Source organism: Marivirga lumbricoides (assembly GCF_014636295.1).
In the GTDB taxonomy this organism is placed as follows: domain Bacteria; phylum Bacteroidota; class Bacteroidia; order Cytophagales; family Cyclobacteriaceae; genus Marivirga; species Marivirga lumbricoides.
This window is the reverse complement of the sequence record NZ_BMEC01000001.1, coordinates 162127-182485: the sequence shown is the minus strand read 5'-3', so window position 1 is coordinate 182485 and position 20359 is coordinate 162127. Positions and strand designations below refer to the sequence as shown.

Annotated in this window: 11 protein-coding genes and 1 riboswitch; of the genes, 5 read left to right on the top strand and 6 right to left on the bottom strand. The window is 36.7% G+C overall.

Annotated elements, in window-relative coordinates:
• Positions 1-13 precede the first annotated feature (13 nt).
• Together IEV85_RS00760 and IEV85_RS00755 are read right to left on the bottom strand one after the other, a co-directional pair.
• The gene (locus tag IEV85_RS00760) at positions 14-3130 is read right to left on the bottom strand and encodes a SusC/RagA family TonB-linked outer membrane protein (RefSeq protein WP_188459890.1); all 3117 of its coding nucleotides are present in this window, start codon (positions 3128-3130) and stop codon (positions 14-16) included.
• Positions 3131-3412: 282 nt separating this feature from the next.
• Positions 3413-7537, bottom strand: a complete 4125-nt coding sequence (locus tag IEV85_RS00755) for a hybrid sensor histidine kinase/response regulator transcription factor (RefSeq protein ID WP_188459889.1) — start codon at positions 7535-7537, stop codon at positions 3413-3415.
• 637 nt (positions 7538-8174) lie between these two features.
• A riboswitch (cobalamin riboswitch) is annotated at positions 8175-8355 on the top strand.
• A 179-nt stretch (positions 8356-8534) separates the two neighbouring features.
• Here IEV85_RS00755 and metE point away from each other — a divergent pair.
• Positions 8535-10886, top strand: a complete 2352-nt coding sequence (gene metE / locus IEV85_RS00750) for a 5-methyltetrahydropteroyltriglutamate--homocysteine S-methyltransferase (protein ID WP_188459888.1) — start codon at positions 8535-8537, stop codon at positions 10884-10886.
• 179 nt (positions 10887-11065) lie between these two features.
• Entirely contained in the window at positions 11066-11320 is a 255-nt protein-coding gene (locus IEV85_RS00745; RefSeq protein WP_188459887.1) for a cysteine-rich CWC family protein, read from the top strand.
• 115 nt (positions 11321-11435) lie between these two features.
• On the opposite strand, the gene IEV85_RS00740 is transcribed toward IEV85_RS00745, so the two are convergent.
• The gene (locus tag IEV85_RS00740; protein ID WP_188459886.1) at positions 11436-14927 is read right to left on the bottom strand and encodes a TraB/GumN family protein; all 3492 of its coding nucleotides are present in this window, start codon (positions 14925-14927) and stop codon (positions 11436-11438) included.
• A 388-nt stretch (positions 14928-15315) separates the two neighbouring features.
• Between IEV85_RS00740 and IEV85_RS00735 the strand changes: the two genes are divergently transcribed.
• A complete protein-coding gene (locus IEV85_RS00735) occupies positions 15316-16224 on the top strand; it encodes an NAD(P)/FAD-dependent oxidoreductase (RefSeq protein WP_188459885.1) in 909 nt (302 codons plus the stop codon).
• An 84-nt stretch (positions 16225-16308) separates the two neighbouring features.
• On the opposite strand, the gene IEV85_RS00730 is transcribed toward IEV85_RS00735, so the two are convergent.
• From IEV85_RS00730 to IEV85_RS00720, 3 genes are read right to left on the bottom strand one after another with little or no spacing between them, the layout of a single operon-like run.
• Positions 16309-16746 carry a DUF3299 domain-containing protein gene (locus tag IEV85_RS00730; protein WP_188459884.1) on the bottom strand — a complete coding sequence of 146 codons (438 nt, stop codon included), beginning with the start codon at positions 16744-16746 and terminating at the stop codon, positions 16309-16311.
• Positions 16739-18022: an FtsX-like permease family protein gene (locus IEV85_RS00725; protein WP_188459883.1), complete on the bottom strand. Its 1284-nt coding sequence runs from the start codon at positions 18020-18022 to the stop codon at positions 16739-16741. The genes IEV85_RS00730 and IEV85_RS00725 overlap by 8 nt, the downstream gene beginning before the upstream one ends.
• Positions 18019-18645 (bottom strand): ABC transporter ATP-binding protein, encoded by a 627-nt coding sequence (locus tag IEV85_RS00720; protein WP_188459882.1) that lies wholly within the window; start codon positions 18643-18645, stop codon positions 18019-18021. The genes IEV85_RS00725 and IEV85_RS00720 overlap by 4 nt, the downstream gene beginning before the upstream one ends.
• A gap of 106 nt (positions 18646-18751) precedes the next feature.
• Between IEV85_RS00720 and IEV85_RS00715 the strand changes: the two genes are divergently transcribed.
• Positions 18752-19135 (top strand): MerC family mercury resistance protein, encoded by a 384-nt coding sequence (locus IEV85_RS00715; protein WP_188459881.1) that lies wholly within the window; start codon positions 18752-18754, stop codon positions 19133-19135.
• 14 nt (positions 19136-19149) lie between these two features.
• Positions 19150-20349 carry a GTP-binding protein gene (locus IEV85_RS00710; protein ID WP_188459880.1) on the top strand — a complete coding sequence of 400 codons (1200 nt, stop codon included), beginning with the start codon at positions 19150-19152 and terminating at the stop codon, positions 20347-20349.
• Positions 20350-20359: the final 10 nt, after the last annotated feature.

Here is a 20359-nt window from a genome sequence, read left to right as displayed (position 1 = left end):
ATCTGAAAGATTTTTAAAATATTACATTTAAACCAACTAAAAAGGTACGTGGCCTGGGATAGTAACCTAAATCAACTCCTGAAGAGAAGGAATAATTATTAGATGAAATTCCATAACCTATTTCCGGATCCATTCCACTGTAGTTTGTGAATGTATAAAGGTTAAGCCCTGAAGCATATACTCTTAATTTCTCTATTTGTAGATTTTTAGCTGCTTTGGTAAGGTCATAACCTATTGTTAGGTTATTGATTCGAAGAAAATCCCCGTTTTCTACGTATAAGTCAGAAAAATTGGTATAGTTTCTATTGTCTAAAGTTACCCTTGGAATGGTGTTGGAAGTACCTTCTCCTGTCCATCTACCCAATACCTCCGAAGTATGGTTGGCAAATTGACTTGCCTGATTTCGGTAAGATTGTACAATTTGATTACCTGCTACTCCATTGGCTGTTAAAAGCAGGTCAAAACCTTTGTAGTTCAGGTTAAGATTTAAGCCAAAAGTAAAATCAGGGTTAGGGTTTCCAATATTAACTTTATCTGAAGAATTAATAACCCCGTCTCCATTTTGATCTACAAATTTAACATCTCCCGGGCTTGCAGTAGGTTGGATAAGTTCTCCATCAGACGAGTATGCATTTATTTCTGCCTGGTTCTGGAAGATTCCGTCTGTTTCCAGTCCCCAGAAATAACCTAATGGAAAACCACTCTCAGCTCGGTAAAACTCTGGTGAATTATCATAAAGTTGATTGATTTCTCCGTGAATAATTCCGTCTGCTGTAGGTACATTTCCTACCTTGTTTTGATTATAAGCTCCGTTAATTCCAACACTGTATTCTAAATCACCTATGTTGTTATTATAGTTAAGTGCCAGCTCTATCCCTTTGTTGGTAACATCCCCTCCATTAATAAAGGGTGCATCTGCGCCTGCAGTAGCAAGTACAGGAGCCAGAATAATCCAGTCTTTGTTGATTTTTTGATATACATCCAGGTTAACAGATAATGTATTACTTAGTAATCTGGCATCAATACCAATGTTAGTTTGCTCTGAAACTTCCCATTTAAGATCACTATTTGCCAATCTGCTTGGGTAGGCTCCCGGAGTGAGTACACCTTCTTCATCACCAAAGTTGTAGTTAGTATTAGCAAAAGTAATAGGTGCTAAATATTGGAAAGCTCCTGCGTTTTGATTACCTACCTGTCCCCAGCTTGCTCTTAACTTTAAAAAGTTGAGCAATGGTGATTTTGGTAGAAAGTCCTCATCGGAAATTACCCAGCCACCGGAAATAGAAGGGAAGTAACCCCAACGATTACTTTTTGAAAAATTTGAAGAGCCATCTGCTCTGAAAGTAGTATTAATTAAGTATTTTTCTTTGTAGTTATAGTTTAATCTACCGAAGTAAGACATTCTTTTATTAGTGTATTCAGGACCACCATTGATATTCATTTGAGCGCCATTAGAATTGGTGGCATTGCTTAGCCACGCATATTTCAGGCTATTGAATATAAGGTTAACATTATTGCCACTTATGTTGGTACCTTGATAATTATAAGCTGAAGTACCTGCCATAGCCTGAAATTGATGATCAGCCTTTATGCTAAAATCATAGGTAAGTAAGTTATCCCACAACATGGTATAACCTTTACTTTGAGATTGGTAAACTCTGTCATATTGCCTGAACGAGTAAATGGATAATTCATAAATCGGCTCGTAGGAGTGTCCTTCTGAGGCATAATAATCTAAACCTAAACTGGTGCGAAATTTTAAATTATGCAGCAGATTCAGTTCAGCATATACATTACCCAATAGCTTCTGTGTATTGTTTTCATTCTGGTTATTTAGCTGCATTTCAGCATAAGGATTAGAATAGCCATTTAACCATGGTTCAGAATCACCTGTGGTATTGTAATAGTCACCATTTTCATCGGCAAATGGTAGTAAAGGTGATGCTCCAAAGGCAGGTCTCAATGAGTTATTAAACTGGTCACCTACTCTAACACCATTACTTTTAATATAAGCAAAGCTTAAATTTTCCCCAAAAGTAAGGAACCCATTATACATGTCATTAGTGGAGTTAATACGGGCGTTGTAGCGTTCATAATTGGATAAATCTTCTCCACCAACAATACCACCCTGTTGTGTATAGGAAAATGAAGAGGAATAAGTGCTGTTATCTCCACCACCTGAAAAGCCAAGACTGTAGTTTTGAGTAGCTACATTATCTTCAAACATGTACCCCATCCAATCAGTGTCTGTACTTAGGTTTTCTATTTCACTATTGCTAAATAAGCGCTGTCTGCCATTGTTGACAGCTGCTTCATTCATTATTACAGCATATTCTCTGGAATTCAACATGTCAATCCTGGAAGGAACTGACTGTACACCATAATAAGAATCAAAAGTAACTTTGGAAGTGTTTTTGCGTCCGCTTTTGGTAGTTACCAGAACCACACCATTAGAAGCCTGAGAGCCATATATAGCTGCCGAAGCCGCATCTTTCAATACAGAGATAGACTCAATATCAGCGCTGTTTAAATAGGAGATATCTGATGTTAATACACCATCTACTACGTATAGAGGGTTGCTGCCACCGGTAGAGCCAAGCCCTCTGATCACTACATTAAGGCCTGAGCCAGGCTGACCTGAAGTAGAAGTTATCTGAACTCCGGAAGTTTTACCTTGTAATGCTTCAAGAGGATTTGTTCTGCTTTGGTTTTGTAGTTCTTCACCATCTACCTGTAAATTGGCTCCTGTTACCAGAGATTTTTTCTGAGTACCATAACCAATTACCACTACCTCGCTTAGCTCAGAAATATCAAGCTGCATATTTACATCTATAACAGATCTGCCAGCTACCTGTACTATTTCAGTGGCATAACCCACAAAGCTGAAGGCTAATTCAGCATCTTGTGGTACTTCTATCGTATATCTACCATCTAGGTCCGTAGTAGTACCACGGGAGGTTCCTGTAACCAGAATACTTACTCCGGGAATTGTACCTCCGTCATCTGAAGCGGTTACAGTACCACTTACCGTAACATCTTGAGCCATACTAAAGGATATGCTAAAAATGCTAAAAACGCAGAAAAGCAGGTACTTCCAACTTTTCGCTTTCATTGATAATTTTTTATTCATGTGTATAGGGTTTAGATGAATTATATTCCTTCCTGCAAAAATTTTTTCCATAGTAGTTTTTCAAGAAGGGAATGTGCAAACGTTTTCATATGCGATGCAATTTATAGAAACAAGCACCTCACTTTAGGGACAAAATTGTTTTTATAAGGGATAAAATGTTTTCAAAATATGCTCATATGGAATAAAATGGGCATATTTAAAATTAGAAGCGATTTGGCGAAATTTTTTTTTCAGCGAAGGCTTTATTGCTTAAAGAGATAGAGGGTTATCGGGGACTAATTCTTAATTTTTGGAGTTTGCTTCAGTTCTGTAAGAGGAGGGAAGGGCATTATATTTCTTCTTGAAGTTGCGTGTAAAATATTTCGGATTGTTAAAGCCTACTTTAAATGCAATTTCCGAGATAGTTAATTGTGTTTTAGTGAGCAATTCTTTACCCTCTTCCAGTCGGGTGTCTGTAATTAACTGTAAAGGTGGTTTCTGAAAAAGGGTAAGTGTTTTGTTATAAAGAAAACTGCGGCTTACTCCGGCCTCTTTTGCTAAATGGTCTACAGAAAAATTCGGGTCATTTACATTGCTCTTAATTATCTGCAATACTTTCCTCATCAGTTTTTCGTCCTCACTCTCAAAAGTTACTTTGTTTTCAACGGGAGTCACTTCTATTTTTTTACTGTAGGTTTTCTTAAAGAGTTGTTGCTGAGTAATGAGGTTTTGTACTCTGGATTGAAGCTCTTCAAAATTGAAAGGTTTTGTAATGTAATCACTGACTCCACTTTTTAAGGCTTTTAATTTACTTGTTTCAAGGTCATTGGCTGTTATTAATATGAAAGGTATATGTTTAGTTCTGGAGTCTTCTCTTAGCTTATCACATAGCTCAATCCCCGTTATTTTGGGAATTTGCCAATCACATATAATTATATCAGGTCTAACAGATAAAGTTTTCTTCCAGCCTTCCTCTCCATCAGCAGCTATAAATACATTGTATTCATTTTTAAAATAGGGTATTAGGTGATTTAGAAAGCTCATATCATCCTCTATTATCAGTAGGCTAGGGAGCAGTTCATTATTGATGGTTTTTAACTCCTTCTTAACTATTAATGAAGTAGGCTGATTTGGTGTGTGCGCTGGTTTTACCGGAAAGCTTATATGAAATAACGTTCCCTCACCTAATGCACTTTTAACACTGATTTTTCCCTGAAAAAGTTCTATATATTCTTTAACCAGGGCCAGGCCTACACCACTTCCCTGATTTTCTAAGTGTGCTGGTTGTTCAGCTTTAAAAAACCTTTCAAAAATCTTCGACCTGTCAGATTCCGGAATACCTATACCGGTATCGGAAATTTTTAAATCAAATAGTTTTTGTTTCCCCTCTAAGCCGGAGTCCTTTTTGATTTTGACTTCCACCTTTACCAGGCCTCCTTTAGGAGTAAATTTTACTGCGTTGGATAATAAGTTAAACAGAATTTTATCGAGCTTGTCCTTATCAAAATGTGAATGAAAAGCTTCAATCTGAGAATTAAACTCAATTCTAACACCTCTGTTTTCCGCCAGATCTTTGAAAGAATCCACAATTTGTTGAGTAAAATCAATGATATTACCGGCAGATTCAAAAAGTAGGGATTCATTTTTAATATTGCCCAAATCAAGGATCTGATTAATCAGCCTTAAGAGCTTTTGAGCACTTTTGTGGATACTGTTTATCTGTTCTTTGCTTTGTTCTCTTAAATCATAGGTGCGTAATTTCTCTATAGAAGCCAAAATGAGGGAAATAGGTGTTTTAAACTCGTGGTTGATGTTGGTAAAGAAACTGATTTTCATCAAGTCCATTTTATGGAGGTAGGCAGCCTCTCTTTTTTCCTGCTCTATCTGGAAGTTTTTGTGTTGTTTTTGTATAATATTTCTTCTGGAAAAATATAGGATCAGTATTAATAAGATAGCATATGAAATGTAAGCGAGTGTTGTTTTGTAAAAAGGAGGTAAAACTACAATCTTTAACTCAGCACCTTCTTTATTCCAAACCCCGTCATTATTTGCTGCTTGTACCCTTAATTTATAATTGCCAGGATCCAGATTGGTGTAGGTAACTTTCCTTAAATCACTAGTTGTACTCCTCCATTGCTGGTCGAACCCTTCCAGTTTGTACCGATACTTGTTTTTAGAAGGTTGCAGGAAGTCCAGAGCAGCAAACTCCACTGAAAACAAGTTCTCATCATATTTTAATGTTATTTCTTCAGTGCTCTGTATCGGTTCATTTAAAATTACTCTGCCATTTACCTCTTCATTAGGATTTAAGCTACTGTTGAATAATATAAAATCGGTAAATATAATCTTCGGCTCCTTAGAGTTGTATTCAAAGTGCTGAGGGTTGAAGATGTTGTACCCATCCATTCCTCCTACTAATAATTCACCTTTGGAGGTGCTGAAGATTGCATTTTCATTGAAGAGGTTTCCTTGCAACCCATCTTCATAATTGTAATTTTTAAAATTTGGTGTTATTCTTTTATTGAATGTTCCTGCTGAATCTATTTTTAATTGTGATAGGCCATAAGAAGATGTAAGCCATATATCATACTGATTATCTGAAGTGATGGCAACCACTCTTTTCCCCGGTAAGCCGTCCTGCTGATTATAGTGATAAAATGATTGGTTTTGCCTGTCATATAAATCCAGACCTTCATCTGTGCCAATCCAAATATTGTTGAAATGATCTTTGTAAATAGAGCGAATGTAGTTGCTACTTAATGATGCTTTCTTATCTGCATCGTAAGAAAAGTGAAGTAACTTTCCATTAGATAGAATTACGTCTATTCCGTTAACCCCTCCAACCCATATATTATTTTCATCATCTTCATCAATGGCAGATACATAAGTGATATTTGGAGCAAACCTTTCTCCTTTCTCATTCACTTGAAAAAACTTTTCAGTAGACCTGTCAAATTTGTAAAGGCCGGCACTTAGGGTGCCTACCCACATGTTTCCTCTGGAATCTTCCAGTAATTCCCACACATTATTGCCACCAATGCTTGTAGTATCAGAAGGTATATGCTTAAAAGATTTAAAGCCATCTGAAGTCATTTTATTCAATCCGCCAAGATAAGTTCCCACCCAAAGGGTGCCTTTGCTATCGTAAAGCAGGCTGACAATCACATTGCTTGAAATGCTTGAGGCATCATCAGGATCGTGCTGGTACTGTGTATAAGTTCCTTTTTTCCTGTTGAAGTAAAGTAAACCACCTCCATTGGTACCTATAAAAATATTTCCTTTTTCATCTTCAGTAAAAACATTGACATCGTTAAATGGTAAGCTTTCGGGTGAGGAAAGTAATTTTTTTTCCAAAGGAAATTTTATGAGGCTTGGATGGTAGTAGTCAAGTCCGTTTTTGAAAGTGCCAATCCATATAATACCATCCCGATCTCTATAGAAAGAGGTAATACTATTTTGAGATAAACTGCTGCGTATTTCAGGATTGTTGCTCACATAGTCAACGGAAAAATTATCAGGATCAATAATATCTATACCACCATGGTCAGTTCCTACCCAAATTTTCCCTTTATTATCTTTTACAAAATCATTAATCAGGTTGCTACTCAATCGAATAGAGGAAGTTTGCGTATTGTAATTTTTTAGTTTATTACTGCTGACATTGTAGTAATAGAGGCCGAAATCCTCATATAAATGAATCCACAGATTATCGTAGTTGTCTATAACGAGTTGGTAATCATGTTGCTTTCCCGGGAATTTTTGATTCAGTACTGTAGTTGAATAGCTAACTTCAAGAGATTTCGCTTTGAGCTTTTGAAGCATGCCATTACTAAAAATAATCCAAAAATCTCCTTCGCTGTTTTCTGCAAAATAGGTAATGTCCAAATCCTGCTTGTTGAAACCTTCAATAGTTAAATCCAGATGGTTTACTTTTTGAAGCGTAGGGTTATATTTAGAAAGACTGGCATTTGAATGAATAAACCAGAAATTGCCTTTATGGTCTTTCACAATATCCTTAACCTCAATAGCCGGAATATTCAGTTGTTGAAGAATTGAAAATTGATCAGATGAAAACTTCTCGGTTATGGGATTAAAAATATTGATACCTAGGGTGGTCTGAAGCCAAATGTTGCCTAAGGGGTCTTCAAATATTCCTTTGTAGCCCGATGATTGATAAGCAGAATCATTTTTAGGATCAGGACGGTAATTTTTTATTTTGTAACCATCATACCTGCTAAGGCCTGAAGAAGTGCCTACCCACAAAAAGCCTCTGCTTTCTTTAAAGATACAGTTCACTGCACCAGGAGCCAGTCCGTCAGCTACGCTTATATGAGAAAAGCGGTAATTAGGTTGGGTTAACTCTGTTTTGGCCGACTGAGAAAAGGTATTGTTACAATAAAGTAGTAATAAAATTAGTAAGCTTCTCATTTTTAATCGATCAACATATAGTTAGTATTCTAATGCAATATCAGTTCTATTACGTATTTATATCCAGGTTATAACATTTCACAATAATTGGAAGGGTTTCTCTTCTTACTCGCCTATTAAACTTTTTAAAGCGATATAAAGCCTCTGTATTAAGATCACTTTACGCGAACCTTATATATGTAATCTACAATTAGATTACACATTGGGCAATCCTTTGTTGCTGATTTTCAGATGCATATTGTTGATTCTCGTGTAATTGCCTAATAGGCTCTATTTAATTCATTGTGCTGATTTTAAGTAATATATGATTTAATTAAAACCCCTGCTAAAAAAAATAAAGATAGAAAATTAATTATCTATTGCCAGAAGGACGATTTGCTTAAATAATCTCCTGTAGCATCAGGATAAACTCCCTGTGTTTGTTTCATAATAATTCCTATTATTAAAATATGATATAGAGGGCAATCTAAAAAGAATTAAAAAAAATAGACAATACTTGTGCAGGTTTTTATCAGTTCAGGAAGTAATAAGGTTTGGCCGAAGTTAAAGCTGGCCATGAAAAGGGTTAAAAAAAACTTTAAAAACCTACATATGAATATAAATTGTCTTTACTTTACACATCAATAGTTCTTTACATAATTTCATCAGCGGAAGAGGTTACACTTAAGGTGCATTAATAGGGAATCGTGTGGAAATCACGAACTGTCGCGCAACTGTAAGTAACATGAAGGTTTTACCAAAGTAGGTCCACTGCCAAAAGCGGGAAGGACGGTAAAGCTGTTACAAGTCAGGAGACCTGCCTATTCCGATATGACTTTGCTTTCGCGATTTGAAGCTTTGGGTCAGGCATGGTGCATCTTAATAAATACGGCTTACAGGATAAGTGGGCCCTTTTCTGTCTGATGTCATCTTTCTTTCCTTTTTTTATTGCGTGTGGCAAAGCAGAAATTCTGCAATGAGCTTTTAACAAATTATTTCACTGTAAAAGTTAAAAGAAATGCTAACACACATTTTAGGCTATCCGCGAATTGGTAGCCAAAGAGAACTCAAAAAAGCCTGCGAGCAATATTGGTCAGGCAAAATTTCGCTTCAGGAATTATTAACTGCCGGCCGAAACATAAGGCAGCAGAACTGGCAGCTACAAAGGGAAGCGGGGATAGATTTAATTCCCTCCAATGATTTTTCCTTTTATGATCAGGTACTGGATATGTCGCTTACAGTTCATGCCATTCCTAAAAGATACCGGCAATTGGTTGAAAATAATAACAATATAACGGATGCTTATTTCGCAATGGCAAGGGGGTACCAAAAGGATGAGCTGGACATTACAGCAATGGAGATGACTAAATGGTTTGATACTAATTACCATTACATAGTACCGGAATTTTATAAAAATCAGCAGTTTAAGCTTTTTTCAACAAAGGTGATTGATGAATACGAAGAAGCAAAGCAACTGAATATTGATACCAAACCTGTGCTGTTGGGCCCGGTTTCTTTCTTATTATTAGGAAAGGAAAAGGAAGAAGGTTTTCATCGGATTGAATTGATTGAAAACCTGCTGCCGGTTTATCTGGAGATTTTGACTAAACTGGAAGCTAAAGGAGCATCGTGGATACAGTTTGATGAACCATTTTTAACGCTGGATTTAAGTGAAGATGAGAAGAAGGCTTATAAATATGTATATGATAAGGTTAAACAATTTTTCCCATCACTTAAAATATTAATTTCCACTTATTTTGAAGGCTTAAAAGATAACCTTCATCTGGCTACTGCATTACCTGTTAATGCTCTGCATATTGATTTGGTCCGTTGCCCGGAACAACTCAATGAGGTGCTCGGGCATTGTGGGGATAAGCTTATTCTTTCTCTGGGAGTTGTGGACGGCAGAAATATCTGGAAAAATGACTATCAGCAGTCATTAGAGATAATTAATCAGGCTGTTGAGAAGCTTGGGCCGGAGAGAGTAATGATTGCACCCTCTTGTTCTCTGCTTCATTCGCCTTGCGATTTGGAGTATGAAAATAGCCTGAATGAGGAACTTAAACAATGGCTTTCTTTTGCCAGGCAGAAAATTGATGAAGTGGTTACATTGAAGGAGTTGGCTAACATAGAATACCTGCCTGCTGAAAATTTAACGCAATCAGGAAATCAGAAGACTTTAGAGAAATTACAGGCGAATCAGCTGGCGGTTAAGAGTCGTAAAAGTTCTGCACTTATCCATAATGAAAAGGTTAAAAGGAGGGTAGAGGCTATTACTGAAGCTGATGCAAAACGTGATAGCATTTTTGGCGAGCGAGTGGAGAAACAGCATAAAGGATTGAATTTGCCTTTATTCCCTACTACCACAATTGGTTCATTCCCTCAAACAAAGGAGGTGCGGAGTTGGAGGTCAAAATTTAAAAAAGGGGAGTTGAATGAAGCTCAATATGAAGGATTATTGAAGCAGGAAACGGAAAAAGCTATTCGCTGGCAGGAGGAAATAGGACTTGATGTATTGGTGCATGGTGAGTTTGAGCGTAATGATATGGTAGAGTATTTCGGTGAACAGCTGGAAGGAGTGGCATTTACCAAAAATGGATGGGTACAAAGTTACGGAAGCAGATGTGTAAAGCCCCCTATCATTTTTGGAGACATCCATCGTCCGAAGCCGATGACAGTTTTCTGGTCAGCATTTGCGCAGTCGCTTACCAAAAAGCATGTAAAAGGAATGCTTACTGGTCCGGTAACAATTTTACAATGGTCGTTTGTACGAAATGATCAGCCGAGGGCAGAAACCTGTACCCAAATAGCTTTGGCCATTAGAGATGAAGTAGCCGATTTGGAAGAGGCTGGTATTAAAATAATCCAGATTGATGAACCGGCCATTCGCGAAGGGCTTCCATTAAGAAAGGCGGACTGGCAAGCGTATTTGCAATGGGCAGTAAAAGCATTTCGTATAGCCTCTTCAGGTGTGAAAGATGAAACGCAAATCCATACTCATATGTGTTATTCTGAATTTAATGATATCATTCAGAACATTGCTGCAATGGATGCTGATGTAATAACCATAGAGTGTTCCCGTTCTCAAATGGAATTGCTGGATGCTTTTGCCGAGTTTAGGTATCCGAATGAAATTGGTCCCGGAGTGTATGACATCCATTCGCCTAGGGTGCCTTCTAAAGAAGAGATGCTTGCACTTTTGGAAAAAGCAAAAGCGGTTATTCCTGCCAGGCAGCTATGGGTAAACCCGGATTGTGGACTAAAAACACGAAATTGGGAGGAAACCAAGCTGGCATTAATTGCCATGGTAGAGGCTGCAAAACAAGCTTCTGTCTCTTTCGCAGAGTCCGAAGAAGTAAGCAACCATTAATTATTGAAGCTTGATTAATAAATTATTTCGTGATACCGCAAAATTAAGACTTACGTTTTGAGAAGACTTAATTTATGCGGTATCTAAAAATACTATTAGGTAGCTTAGCCGGACGAAATAACTTCTGCTTTTTAAATTAATGGGATAAAATATTTATATCTAAACAGAATGCATGTTAAATGATTAAACACGAAGAAAAATATTGCCCGCGATGTAATACACTTTTTGAGTGCAAAGTGGGCTCTATTTCTTTGTGCCAATGTACTGCTGTGATACTTACGGAAGAAGAAAGAAACTTTATGCGGAATAAATTTGATGATTGCCTTTGTGCAAGCTGTATGAAACAGGTAAAATCAGCATACCAAAATGAAAAACTCCGGCAGAAGATGAAATCAATTTTAGGAGGCTTTTATAAGAAACCCGGGGATAAGTAAAGTCTTATAAAAGGTGGAAACTTATTAATGACCGGTATGATATATTGAATAAATTGAGACAACTATTTTCTATCATTAAAGCTGCAACTGCCGGATAAGGAGTTGCAGCTTTATTTTATTGACTATTAGAAATATAGTAGGTCTTAAAATCTGATATAATTTCTTCTTTGTGAGTCTTAAAATCTTCAGGATTGTATGCATTCATATAAATGTCTGTGTAAATAGATTGAAGGCTTATATCTTTCCCTTGCTTATCAAACACTATAAAGGAAAGGGTTTCTTCTTCATTGTAGGTGTCATAATAGGTGAATACATAGAAAGAATAAGTTGTGTTATCTATTTGCTGTTCAAACTGTTTGAGATAGGTAACTTCCACATCATAGTAATCTTCAGAGGCAAGATGAGATTTTAAGTATATTCTTGCAATGGTTTCCATATCCAGGTATTTGGAAATAAAAGATTGATCATTGGTTCTCTCTATTCGTTTGAGCAGGAAGTCTGCCTCTTCTTCATTCTTTAATACTTCATCAGCTAGTTTTCTTTTTACAGGTTTACCACTATACATCATTCCAAGCAGGCTTACCATTTTAATGCCGGAACTTTTGGCTTTAGATAATGCTTTAAATTCGGCAGTCAGCTGCTTAGGGTTATTACCTGAAGCCATTGTTAAATCGAGCAGGTGGCCGAGGAAATAATAATCCCAATTATATTCATCTTCCAAATTGATAGTATCGGCTGTGTGTTTAAAACTTTTCAAAAAGGTGTTAGCATAAGGTTTTAAAATTTTTGCCAGATCATCGCTATTCTTCAATTGATTCACCAATACAGGAGCAATTATTTGCTGATTTTCAGTTTTTTGGAATAAATCCATAACGATGGGAAGGTCAGCTACCAGAAGAGCGGTGCTATCACGGTATTTTTCAAGATCCCAATATTCAATTTCTGTTGTTTTATTGGCGAGCAGCTTGCGATAATATTGAATGGCCAATTCAGAATTGAGTTCTTGCAAAGATTCCAAAATGGAGGATTCATAGTGAGGGTTGTTTACATACAGGCTGTCCAGAAAACCTATTGCGCTATCTTTTTGTAATTTAGTAATACGGGAAATGATATCGGCACCCGGGCTATTCCAGCTGTAACTATCCAGAGGAATGCCTTTGCGTAAAGTGTTTTTTAATTTATAAACCTCTCTTTCTTCCACCGGATAATCAGTAAATAAACCTTTTACCTGCTGAAAAATGGAGCTGTCATTACTTTGAATCATGGCAAGAACGGTATCCAGTTTGGACTCGAAAAAATTGAATTGAGTTGAGTCTGAGATTTGAAATGATTCAAGTACTTCTAGTGCATAAGTAGAATCCAGATCCAGAGGAGTAGCGATATCCACATTAAAGATTGAATTTCCACTCCATAAAAGCTTGTTGTAGTTTACATAGTTGTATAAACTATCTCTAAATATATTGGTAAAATAACCACTATGAATACTAGTAACAGTGTCTTGTTTAAGTATTAGTTTACCAGAGGCGTCTGGTTCATGAAAATAGGCAATAAGGCTATCTGCATTTTTAAAGAAAGCAAATTTGCTCACGTCATATTGGTATACCCTCACAGTAGTACCCGTACCCGGATCCATTGAGCTATAGGTCACTATGCTGTCTATTAAATTGTCATATGATTTCAATCCATTAACAGAAGAATTTGAACCCATTAATACTGAAAATTTAGGGTTGGTGTACTTTTCAAATGTAGGTTTTTCCCACGGAAGCATTTCCCAATCATATAAAAAAGATTTGAGTTCAGGTATTGGTTCTCCAACATACTCTGACATCCAGTAATATGCATAATTTCCCCTTGTGAAAAATACTTCTGAAAGCGTTACAGTATCCTGCATTGTGTAATTTACCATGTTTACTGTATAAGCTCCCTTTTGAAATGAACTGTCTAAAACTATTTTTGCATTTCGCTCTTCTTTAGTCATGTCAACAAGTGTGCTCTTTACTTCTTCATTAGTTGAAATTTCGTAGTTAGGAGGATAATTAAATCGCTGAAAAATTCCTGAGAAAGGATATGCTTTATCAATGAAAGTGATAGTATGCGCAATCATCAAATCTTCTCCTGAGAAATCTACAGGTATTTCTTGTTTAAACTCATTGGTAGTGAGAGGTAGTAATAAGTTAATATCATATTGTTGCTGATTTGTTTGATGCCAGGATAGACTTTCAAAATCGGCAATATCATAAATTTCTATATGATCAAAAAACGGAATTTTCTCGGGCAATTCTATTTTGGAATTCAGACTCCAATAAAAGAATACATATGCTTTTCCATTTTTTAGGAAATATCTCATTTTTCCATTTTGTATGCCCTGCATACTCATAATTAACTCTCTACCGGGAAGTCCGTCAAGCATCACTTTATGATTAGAAATAATTTCAAATTTTTGCTGAAGTCTGAAATTGTCAACCATTTCTTCTATCACGGCTTCTTTGTCTGCAAATATTTGCGGATAATCCACAGTCATGAGCATTTCCACTGAGTTATTCTTGATGTCCTGATATACAATACCTTTTATATTTGTATTGGGAACATTTATATCTAATGGCTTACCGGACATTTGAACTGAAAAACCAGAAGCGATATCTTCATATCTATACCCTGGTGCTGCTTCCCATTTTTTCTGTATCTTCTTTGCCATGCCGGTGAACGAGGCATTTACAGGAGTTAGCTGGTATCCTAATTCTTTCAATAGATCAATCATTCCTTTTTTACCAGCCAGATGCCCCGCACCAATGGCACAAAACACACTTGAATGTTGCATTAATGAATCCAGGCGTAATGCCATTATTTCATTTCTCCGGATCATATCATATTTTTCCATTTCATTATCTTCAAACTGAGATAATATAGCCTGGATATCTCCCTCATGATATATCTCTATCATTTTGTCAAATCCCTTATTGATATATTCTTTCAGAAATTTATTCATATCAAAAGAGGAGAGGGAGTCCCTTTGTTTTATATACCTCTTAACAAAATAGGCACGCTCCATTTCTGTACTGAAGCCTTTTCCGGCTCTTATACCCTCATTTGTTTTTTCCAATCCTACTATCTCTTTGCCCAGGCGCTTAGCTGAATAAAAAAGATAATTGTCGAGATCCAACTTGTTTTTATCTTCCGGATTAGTATGTTTACGGTTTAGCAAACGCTCTATGAGCATAGGACTGGCATTATCCAGCTCGTCCAGATCTATTTTAACTTCATCGAGCATTTTTTCTCGAAGCGTATTATAATTTTCTTTTCCAAGTTCCTCTTTAAACTGATTAGGAATGTCTCTTTTTCTACTAGTGTTAGCTATTGATTGTTTTAAGTAGTCATCGGAGCTCACTTCTAGGGCTAGCACATCGGATGCTTGTAAAGCTACAAGTACGGAATCGCTAAAGTCAAATGCTCGTTCATCATTCACATGCACAGTTCCAAAAAGATAGGATGCTTTTTCAATTCCATTACCTTCTATTTTCCAAAGTAATTTGTAGGTGTCCTCCCGTTGCTGGCTATAGGAGGCTACAGAAATAAAGAGTACACTTATTAACAGAAATATTCTTATCATCTTTTGTTTTTTTCAAACCCTAAAGTAAGCCGATTTATTAATATTATACCATGTGATGTAAGAATTATCATGATTGTATAGCAGAGAGTAGAGAGAGTCCTGCTAAAAATCGGGTGGCTTGTTACTTTCTATTACCACTTCATCAACTATTCCATTCGGACAAAGTCTAAGGATTTTGAATTCGATATTATGATTAGTGTTAATAGCGATTTTATCCTAAAACACATGGGTGCTGATGATTTTACAAAATCTTTAGCACTTTGATTAAAGCTTCTATCATCAACTTCTATCATTATTGAGTGTCTTCTTTGCGTTTATTAACGCAACTAAGTTGCATTAATAAAGAAATGTTGTAAATTTGTCTCTACAAGAATTTAATTGATTAAACATGACAGATAATAAGTACTTTGATGCAATAATAATAGGAGGGAGTTATGCAGGTCTTTCGGCTGCAATGGCTTTAGGCCGCTCCTTGCGCACAGTTTTAATTATTGATAGTGGGTTACCATGTAACAGGCAGACACCTCATTCGCATAATTTCCTAACACAGGACGGGGAAAAGCCGGCTGCTATAGCTGCAAAGGCAAAGGAACAGGTTTTGCAATATGAAACTGTTAAATTCTTTAAAGGAGAAGCAATAAAGGGTAAAATAAACGACAAGAGTTTTACTGTTACCACCACAGAAGGAGAAGAGTTTAATGCTGGAAAGCTTGTATTTGCTACAGGAATAAAAGACATATTGCCCGATATTAAAGGATTTGCAGAGAGCTGGGGAATTTCCTTAATTCATTGCCCTTACTGCCATGGGTATGAATTCAGGGGGAAAAAGACGGGAATAATGGCTAATGGGGACAAAGCTTTTCACTTGGCTTCTTTAGTAAAAAATTTAACGCAGGAAGTAACAATCTTAACCTCAGGAAAGAGCCTTTTTACACCTGAACAATCAGAGAAGCTTCAGGAACATGCTATTTCTGTTGTAGAGACTGAAGTGGAGGAGGTACACCATAAAAATGGATTCATCGAACATTTCAGTTTTACTAATGGAAGTCAATTAGCATTTGATGCAGTTTATGCAGCTGTTCCATTTCAGCAGCACTCAGATATTCCTGCTTCTTTAGGCTGTGAATTAACCGAGCATGGTTATATTAAGGTAGACCACCTTCAGAAAACCACTATTCCCGGTGTTTATGCCTGTGGTGATAACTCAATGATGCTACGCTCTGTAGCGAGTGCTGTGGCAGGAGGCAATTTGGCAGGGGCAATGGTAAATATGGAGCTTACTCATGAAAGCTTCTGAAAGATGACGGCTGGTTAAACTACTCTCTTACAGGATAGTCTTATTATTTCAGTAAGGCTATCCTGTATATAGTACTATACCTATTCACTTTTTCACTACTTCTGCCTTATCCAATATATAGTTGCAATGGTAAATATCTTCCTTATTAAGTCGCAGTATTCCTTTCATAGTTACCACCTGATCCATATCAAATTTATCCTTTTTATTTTTTAAGCCTAATTCAATAATAGATTCAGGACCCGCAGAACCACAAAAAAAACAGGAAGCAAAGGGGTTTTGTGATAAAATATAAAAATTGTTTTCAGGATCAATAGGAAGAACATATCCTCTTATCACCACTTCCTTACCCTCCAGATCTTTTACACTAGGGCCAAATGTAGGAAAGTAATAGTAGGCATCTACTTCATCACTCCATTTGTCAATAAAGCTAACATCTTTTAAAGTGAGCCAGTTAATTTCTGTTTGGCTATAGCTAATACTACATGAAAAAAAGAAAAGTAGGATTAAAGTAATTCTAACCATTTTTTAGAGTTTTAGAGATGTTGAGATTGAAAGCATTGAATGCAGGAATTATGGCAGCAATAATAGCTATGATAATAGTTATTAGAAGTAGCCATACTTCTTGTGGGATAATTAATGAAGCAGTTGAACGAGTTGATGAAAAGGCACTTCCCAGGTAAAAGTTAATAAACAGAAGCCCGATCCTGCTGATGAGCAAACCGCAAATGAAGCCAACTAACACCAGTAGTAATGCTTCTAAAAGCAATATGCCACCCAGCTGTAATCTTTTGGCTCCATAAATACGCATTAAAGCCATTTCTTCTTTTCTATCTTTCAAATTATTGTAGAGGCTAATAAACACACTGATGCCGGCTACAGTAATAATTAAATAAGCAATTAGCTTAATCAGTTGTACTGCATTTTCACTTAATTTGAGTAACCTGTTTACCTCAAAGATTGGGAAAGCAGCTTGCATTTGTGTGTTTTCGTTAATTTGTCGGGGAATTTGCATTAAGCCTAAAGGATTTCTGACCGATACAAGTAAAGCAGTGATAGCCTTATCTTCCTCGTGCCGGTGGCCTTGGCTTTCAGCCTGATGAGTTGACTGATGCTCCTCATTTTGAACATGATCGTGATGATCTTCTTCATTTTCTTTAGAAGAATCACTTTCAGAATCAGAATGTCCGTCATGGGCCTGCCAAATGCTTTCAAGCGAAGTTAAAATGAGCCTGTCAACAACTGAATTGGAGCGGTTCAAAATTCCCGTTACTTTATACATGTGTTCATCGTGAGCTTCCCCACCTTCCATAAGGCCATGTGCGCTGGCAAAGGAATCGCCTACTTTTAAGTTAAGTTGTTTTGCTACCTCTAAACCAATAACAGCATCAAATGCTTTACTCCATAATTCTCCTTTCATTATTGTAGCTTCGTATAAATCCAGATAAGAATATTCTGTGCCCACTATTCGGTAACCACCATAGTTATCCCCGTAAGAAAGTGGAATTGTTTGCTCAACTAAAGGGTTTTTACTCAGCTTCTGAGCCTCTTTAAGTGGAATATTTCCTGTAGGCGAATCTACATGAAAAATAGCCGACAGAATCAATTGTAAAGGACTACCTTTTGCGCCTACTACAATATCTGTACGTTGCGCTGTTTTTGAAAGTGTATCTGAAATTTGAATTTGAGCATGGCTTAATAAAGATATGATTCCCACACCTAAAGCCACTAAAAGTATGCACAAAAATGAATTGAGGGGCTTATGGGAAATATTTTTGATTACCAGAAGGAAAAAATTCATAAGCTAAGGATGTTGTTAAAATTATTTTTTAATCGCTGATCATGGGTGATGATGATGAGTGAAGCATTTAGTTCATTGCTCATATTTTTAAAGAGGGATACTACATTTTCACAATTCTCGTCATCCAGGCTGGAGGTAGGCTCATCTGCAAGAAGAAGTTGAGGCTTATTGATCATAGCCATAGCAATTGCGGCACGTTGTTTTTCTCCTTCGCTTAATTCAGAAGGTTTTTCATTCAACTTATCAGCCATATCCAAGGGCTCCAGTAAATGATAATAATACGCTCTGGGATTCCTAATTCCGCTGATATGAGCGATTAATTGAAAATTTTCTAATAGAGTTAAAGAGTTGATGAACCGTGCTTTTTGCAGAACCAGCCCAATATGTTTAGCTCTAAATTGATCAACTTCTTTTGCCGGGAGGTTCACAATATTTGTATCATTAATACTGATTTTACCTGATTGTGCTTTTAAAATTCCTGCCAGCAAATGCAAAAGCGTGGTTTTACCAATTCCGGATTTCCCAAGTACCAATAAGTGATCACCTTTTGCTATTTGAAAGTCAGGGAAGCGAAATTCCTGGCTGTCGGTGTATTTAAAATGAAGAGATTGTACTGATACCATAGCTGATTTTAAGTGTAAATTTAGTGCCTGAAATTATAAACGCAAAATTGTTGCGTTTATTTTTAATTCATTTATATTTGCAACATTGTTGCGTTAAAAAATAAAAATGAGAAATCGAATACTTAATTTCCCTCTGGATATATTTGGAATTTTAGCCTCTTTATTGTGCGCTATTCATTGTTTGGCCCTTCCTATATTACTTAGTATTTCCTCCCTGGCATTCTTGGATTTTTTAGCTAATCCGTGGATAGAATATTCAGTGATCATCATTAGTATCCTAATAGCATTTTATTCGCTATTGCCTGCTTACAAGCAGCATAGGAAAATTACACCATTAATTATTGTGCTTACAGGCTTTTTGCTAATCGCAATTGGACAGAGTGAATTTTTTATAGTTCCTGAGTTTACTTTCACTTCTGGTGGTGCAATATGTATAGCACTTGCCCACAGCATTAATTGGAGAATCTTAATGAAATCTAAAAAGAAATAATACTTAAACATTTTATGAGAATAGTAAAAAAACTTCCTGTTACCGTATTGAGTGGCTTCCTGGGAGCTGGTAAAACTACCCTGTTAAATCATGTTTTAAACAATCGGGAAGGCCTTAAAGTAGCCGTAATTGTAAACGATATGAGTGAAGTGAATATCGATAGTCAGTTGGTTCAGAATGAAGTGAAACTCTCCCGCACGGATGAGAAGCTGGTGGAAATGAGTAATGGATGCATTTGCTGTACTTTACGCGAAGATTTAATGATTGAAGTGGAAAAGCTGGCCAAAATGGGCAAATTCGATTATCTTTTGATAGAAAGCACTGGTATTTCGGAACCCATTCCTGTGGCGCAAACCTTTTCATTTGCTTCAGGAGATGAGCTTTTTGACCTCACGAAATTTAGTAAGCTGGATACTATGGTTACTGTGGTAGATGCTTTCAATTTTCTTAAAGATTTTGGTAGTGATGATACCATTGTGGACAGGAATATGACTGATGAAGCTGAGGATGCACGTACAATTGTTAACCTGCTTACAGATCAGATTGAGTTCGCAAATGTTATTATTCTTAATAAAACTGACCTTGTAGCTCCTAAAGAACTTGAATTAGTAGAAGCAATTATAAAAAAGCTGAATCCGGAGGCTAAACTGGTTAGGTCGGAATTTAGCAAGGTAGAACCAAAATTAATTTTAAATACTGGTCTTTTCGATTATGATAAGGCGGAAGAGTCAGCCGGCTGGATCAAAGAATTGAATAATGAACATACGCCTGAAACGGAAGAATATGGAATTTCTTCCTTTGTTTTTAGAAGTAGAAGCCCTTTTCATCCTCAAAGGTTCTGGGAATATGTAAGTCAGAAATGGCCCTCTAATATTATCAGAAGTAAGGGAATGTTTTGGATGGCCTCCCGACCGGATAATGCATTGATGTGGAGTCAGGCCGGAGGTTCCCTACGTGCTGAAATATATGGCCGATGGTGGGCTGCAGTGCCTTTTAAGGAGCGTGCTATGAACCCTTCCTATATGGAGTTTCAAGACCAAATCATGGAAAAATGGGATAAAGTTTGGGGAGATAGGATGACTGAAATTGTTTTAATAGGGCAGGCTCTGGATCACGAAAAAATAAAACAAGACCTCAATAAGTGCCTTATCGATAATATAGATGAGAAACTTATGGCCGCTGGTTTAGACTTTGAGGATAATTGGCCTATTTAAAAATGATTTA

What these genes read in the sequence shown, in the direction of transcription:
- metE (WP_188459888.1), top strand. Translation starts at nt 8,535, where the DNA reads ATGCTAACACACATTTTAGGCTATCCGCGAATTGGTAGCCAAAGAGAA.
- IEV85_RS00720 (WP_188459882.1), bottom strand. Translation starts at nt 18,645, where the DNA reads ATGGTATCAGTACAATCTCTTCATTTTAAATACACCGACAGCCAGGAA.
- IEV85_RS00760 (WP_188459890.1), bottom strand. Translation starts at nt 3,130, where the DNA reads ATGAATAAAAAATTATCAATGAAAGCGAAAAGTTGGAAGTACCTGCTT.
- IEV85_RS00725 (WP_188459883.1), bottom strand. Translation starts at nt 18,022, where the DNA reads ATGAATTTTTTCCTTCTGGTAATCAAAAATATTTCCCATAAGCCCCTC.
- IEV85_RS00715 (WP_188459881.1), top strand. Translation starts at nt 18,752, where the DNA reads ATGAGAAATCGAATACTTAATTTCCCTCTGGATATATTTGGAATTTTA.
- IEV85_RS00710 (WP_188459880.1), top strand. Translation starts at nt 19,150, where the DNA reads ATGAGAATAGTAAAAAAACTTCCTGTTACCGTATTGAGTGGCTTCCTG.
- IEV85_RS00755 (WP_188459889.1), bottom strand. Translation starts at nt 7,537, where the DNA reads ATGAGAAGCTTACTAATTTTATTACTACTTTATTGTAACAATACCTTT.
- IEV85_RS00735 (WP_188459885.1), top strand. Translation starts at nt 15,316, where the DNA reads ATGACAGATAATAAGTACTTTGATGCAATAATAATAGGAGGGAGTTAT.
- IEV85_RS00730 (WP_188459884.1), bottom strand. Translation starts at nt 16,746, where the DNA reads ATGGTTAGAATTACTTTAATCCTACTTTTCTTTTTTTCATGTAGTATT.
- IEV85_RS00740 (WP_188459886.1), bottom strand. Translation starts at nt 14,927, where the DNA reads ATGATAAGAATATTTCTGTTAATAAGTGTACTCTTTATTTCTGTAGCC.
- IEV85_RS00745 (WP_188459887.1), top strand. Translation starts at nt 11,066, where the DNA reads ATGATTAAACACGAAGAAAAATATTGCCCGCGATGTAATACACTTTTT.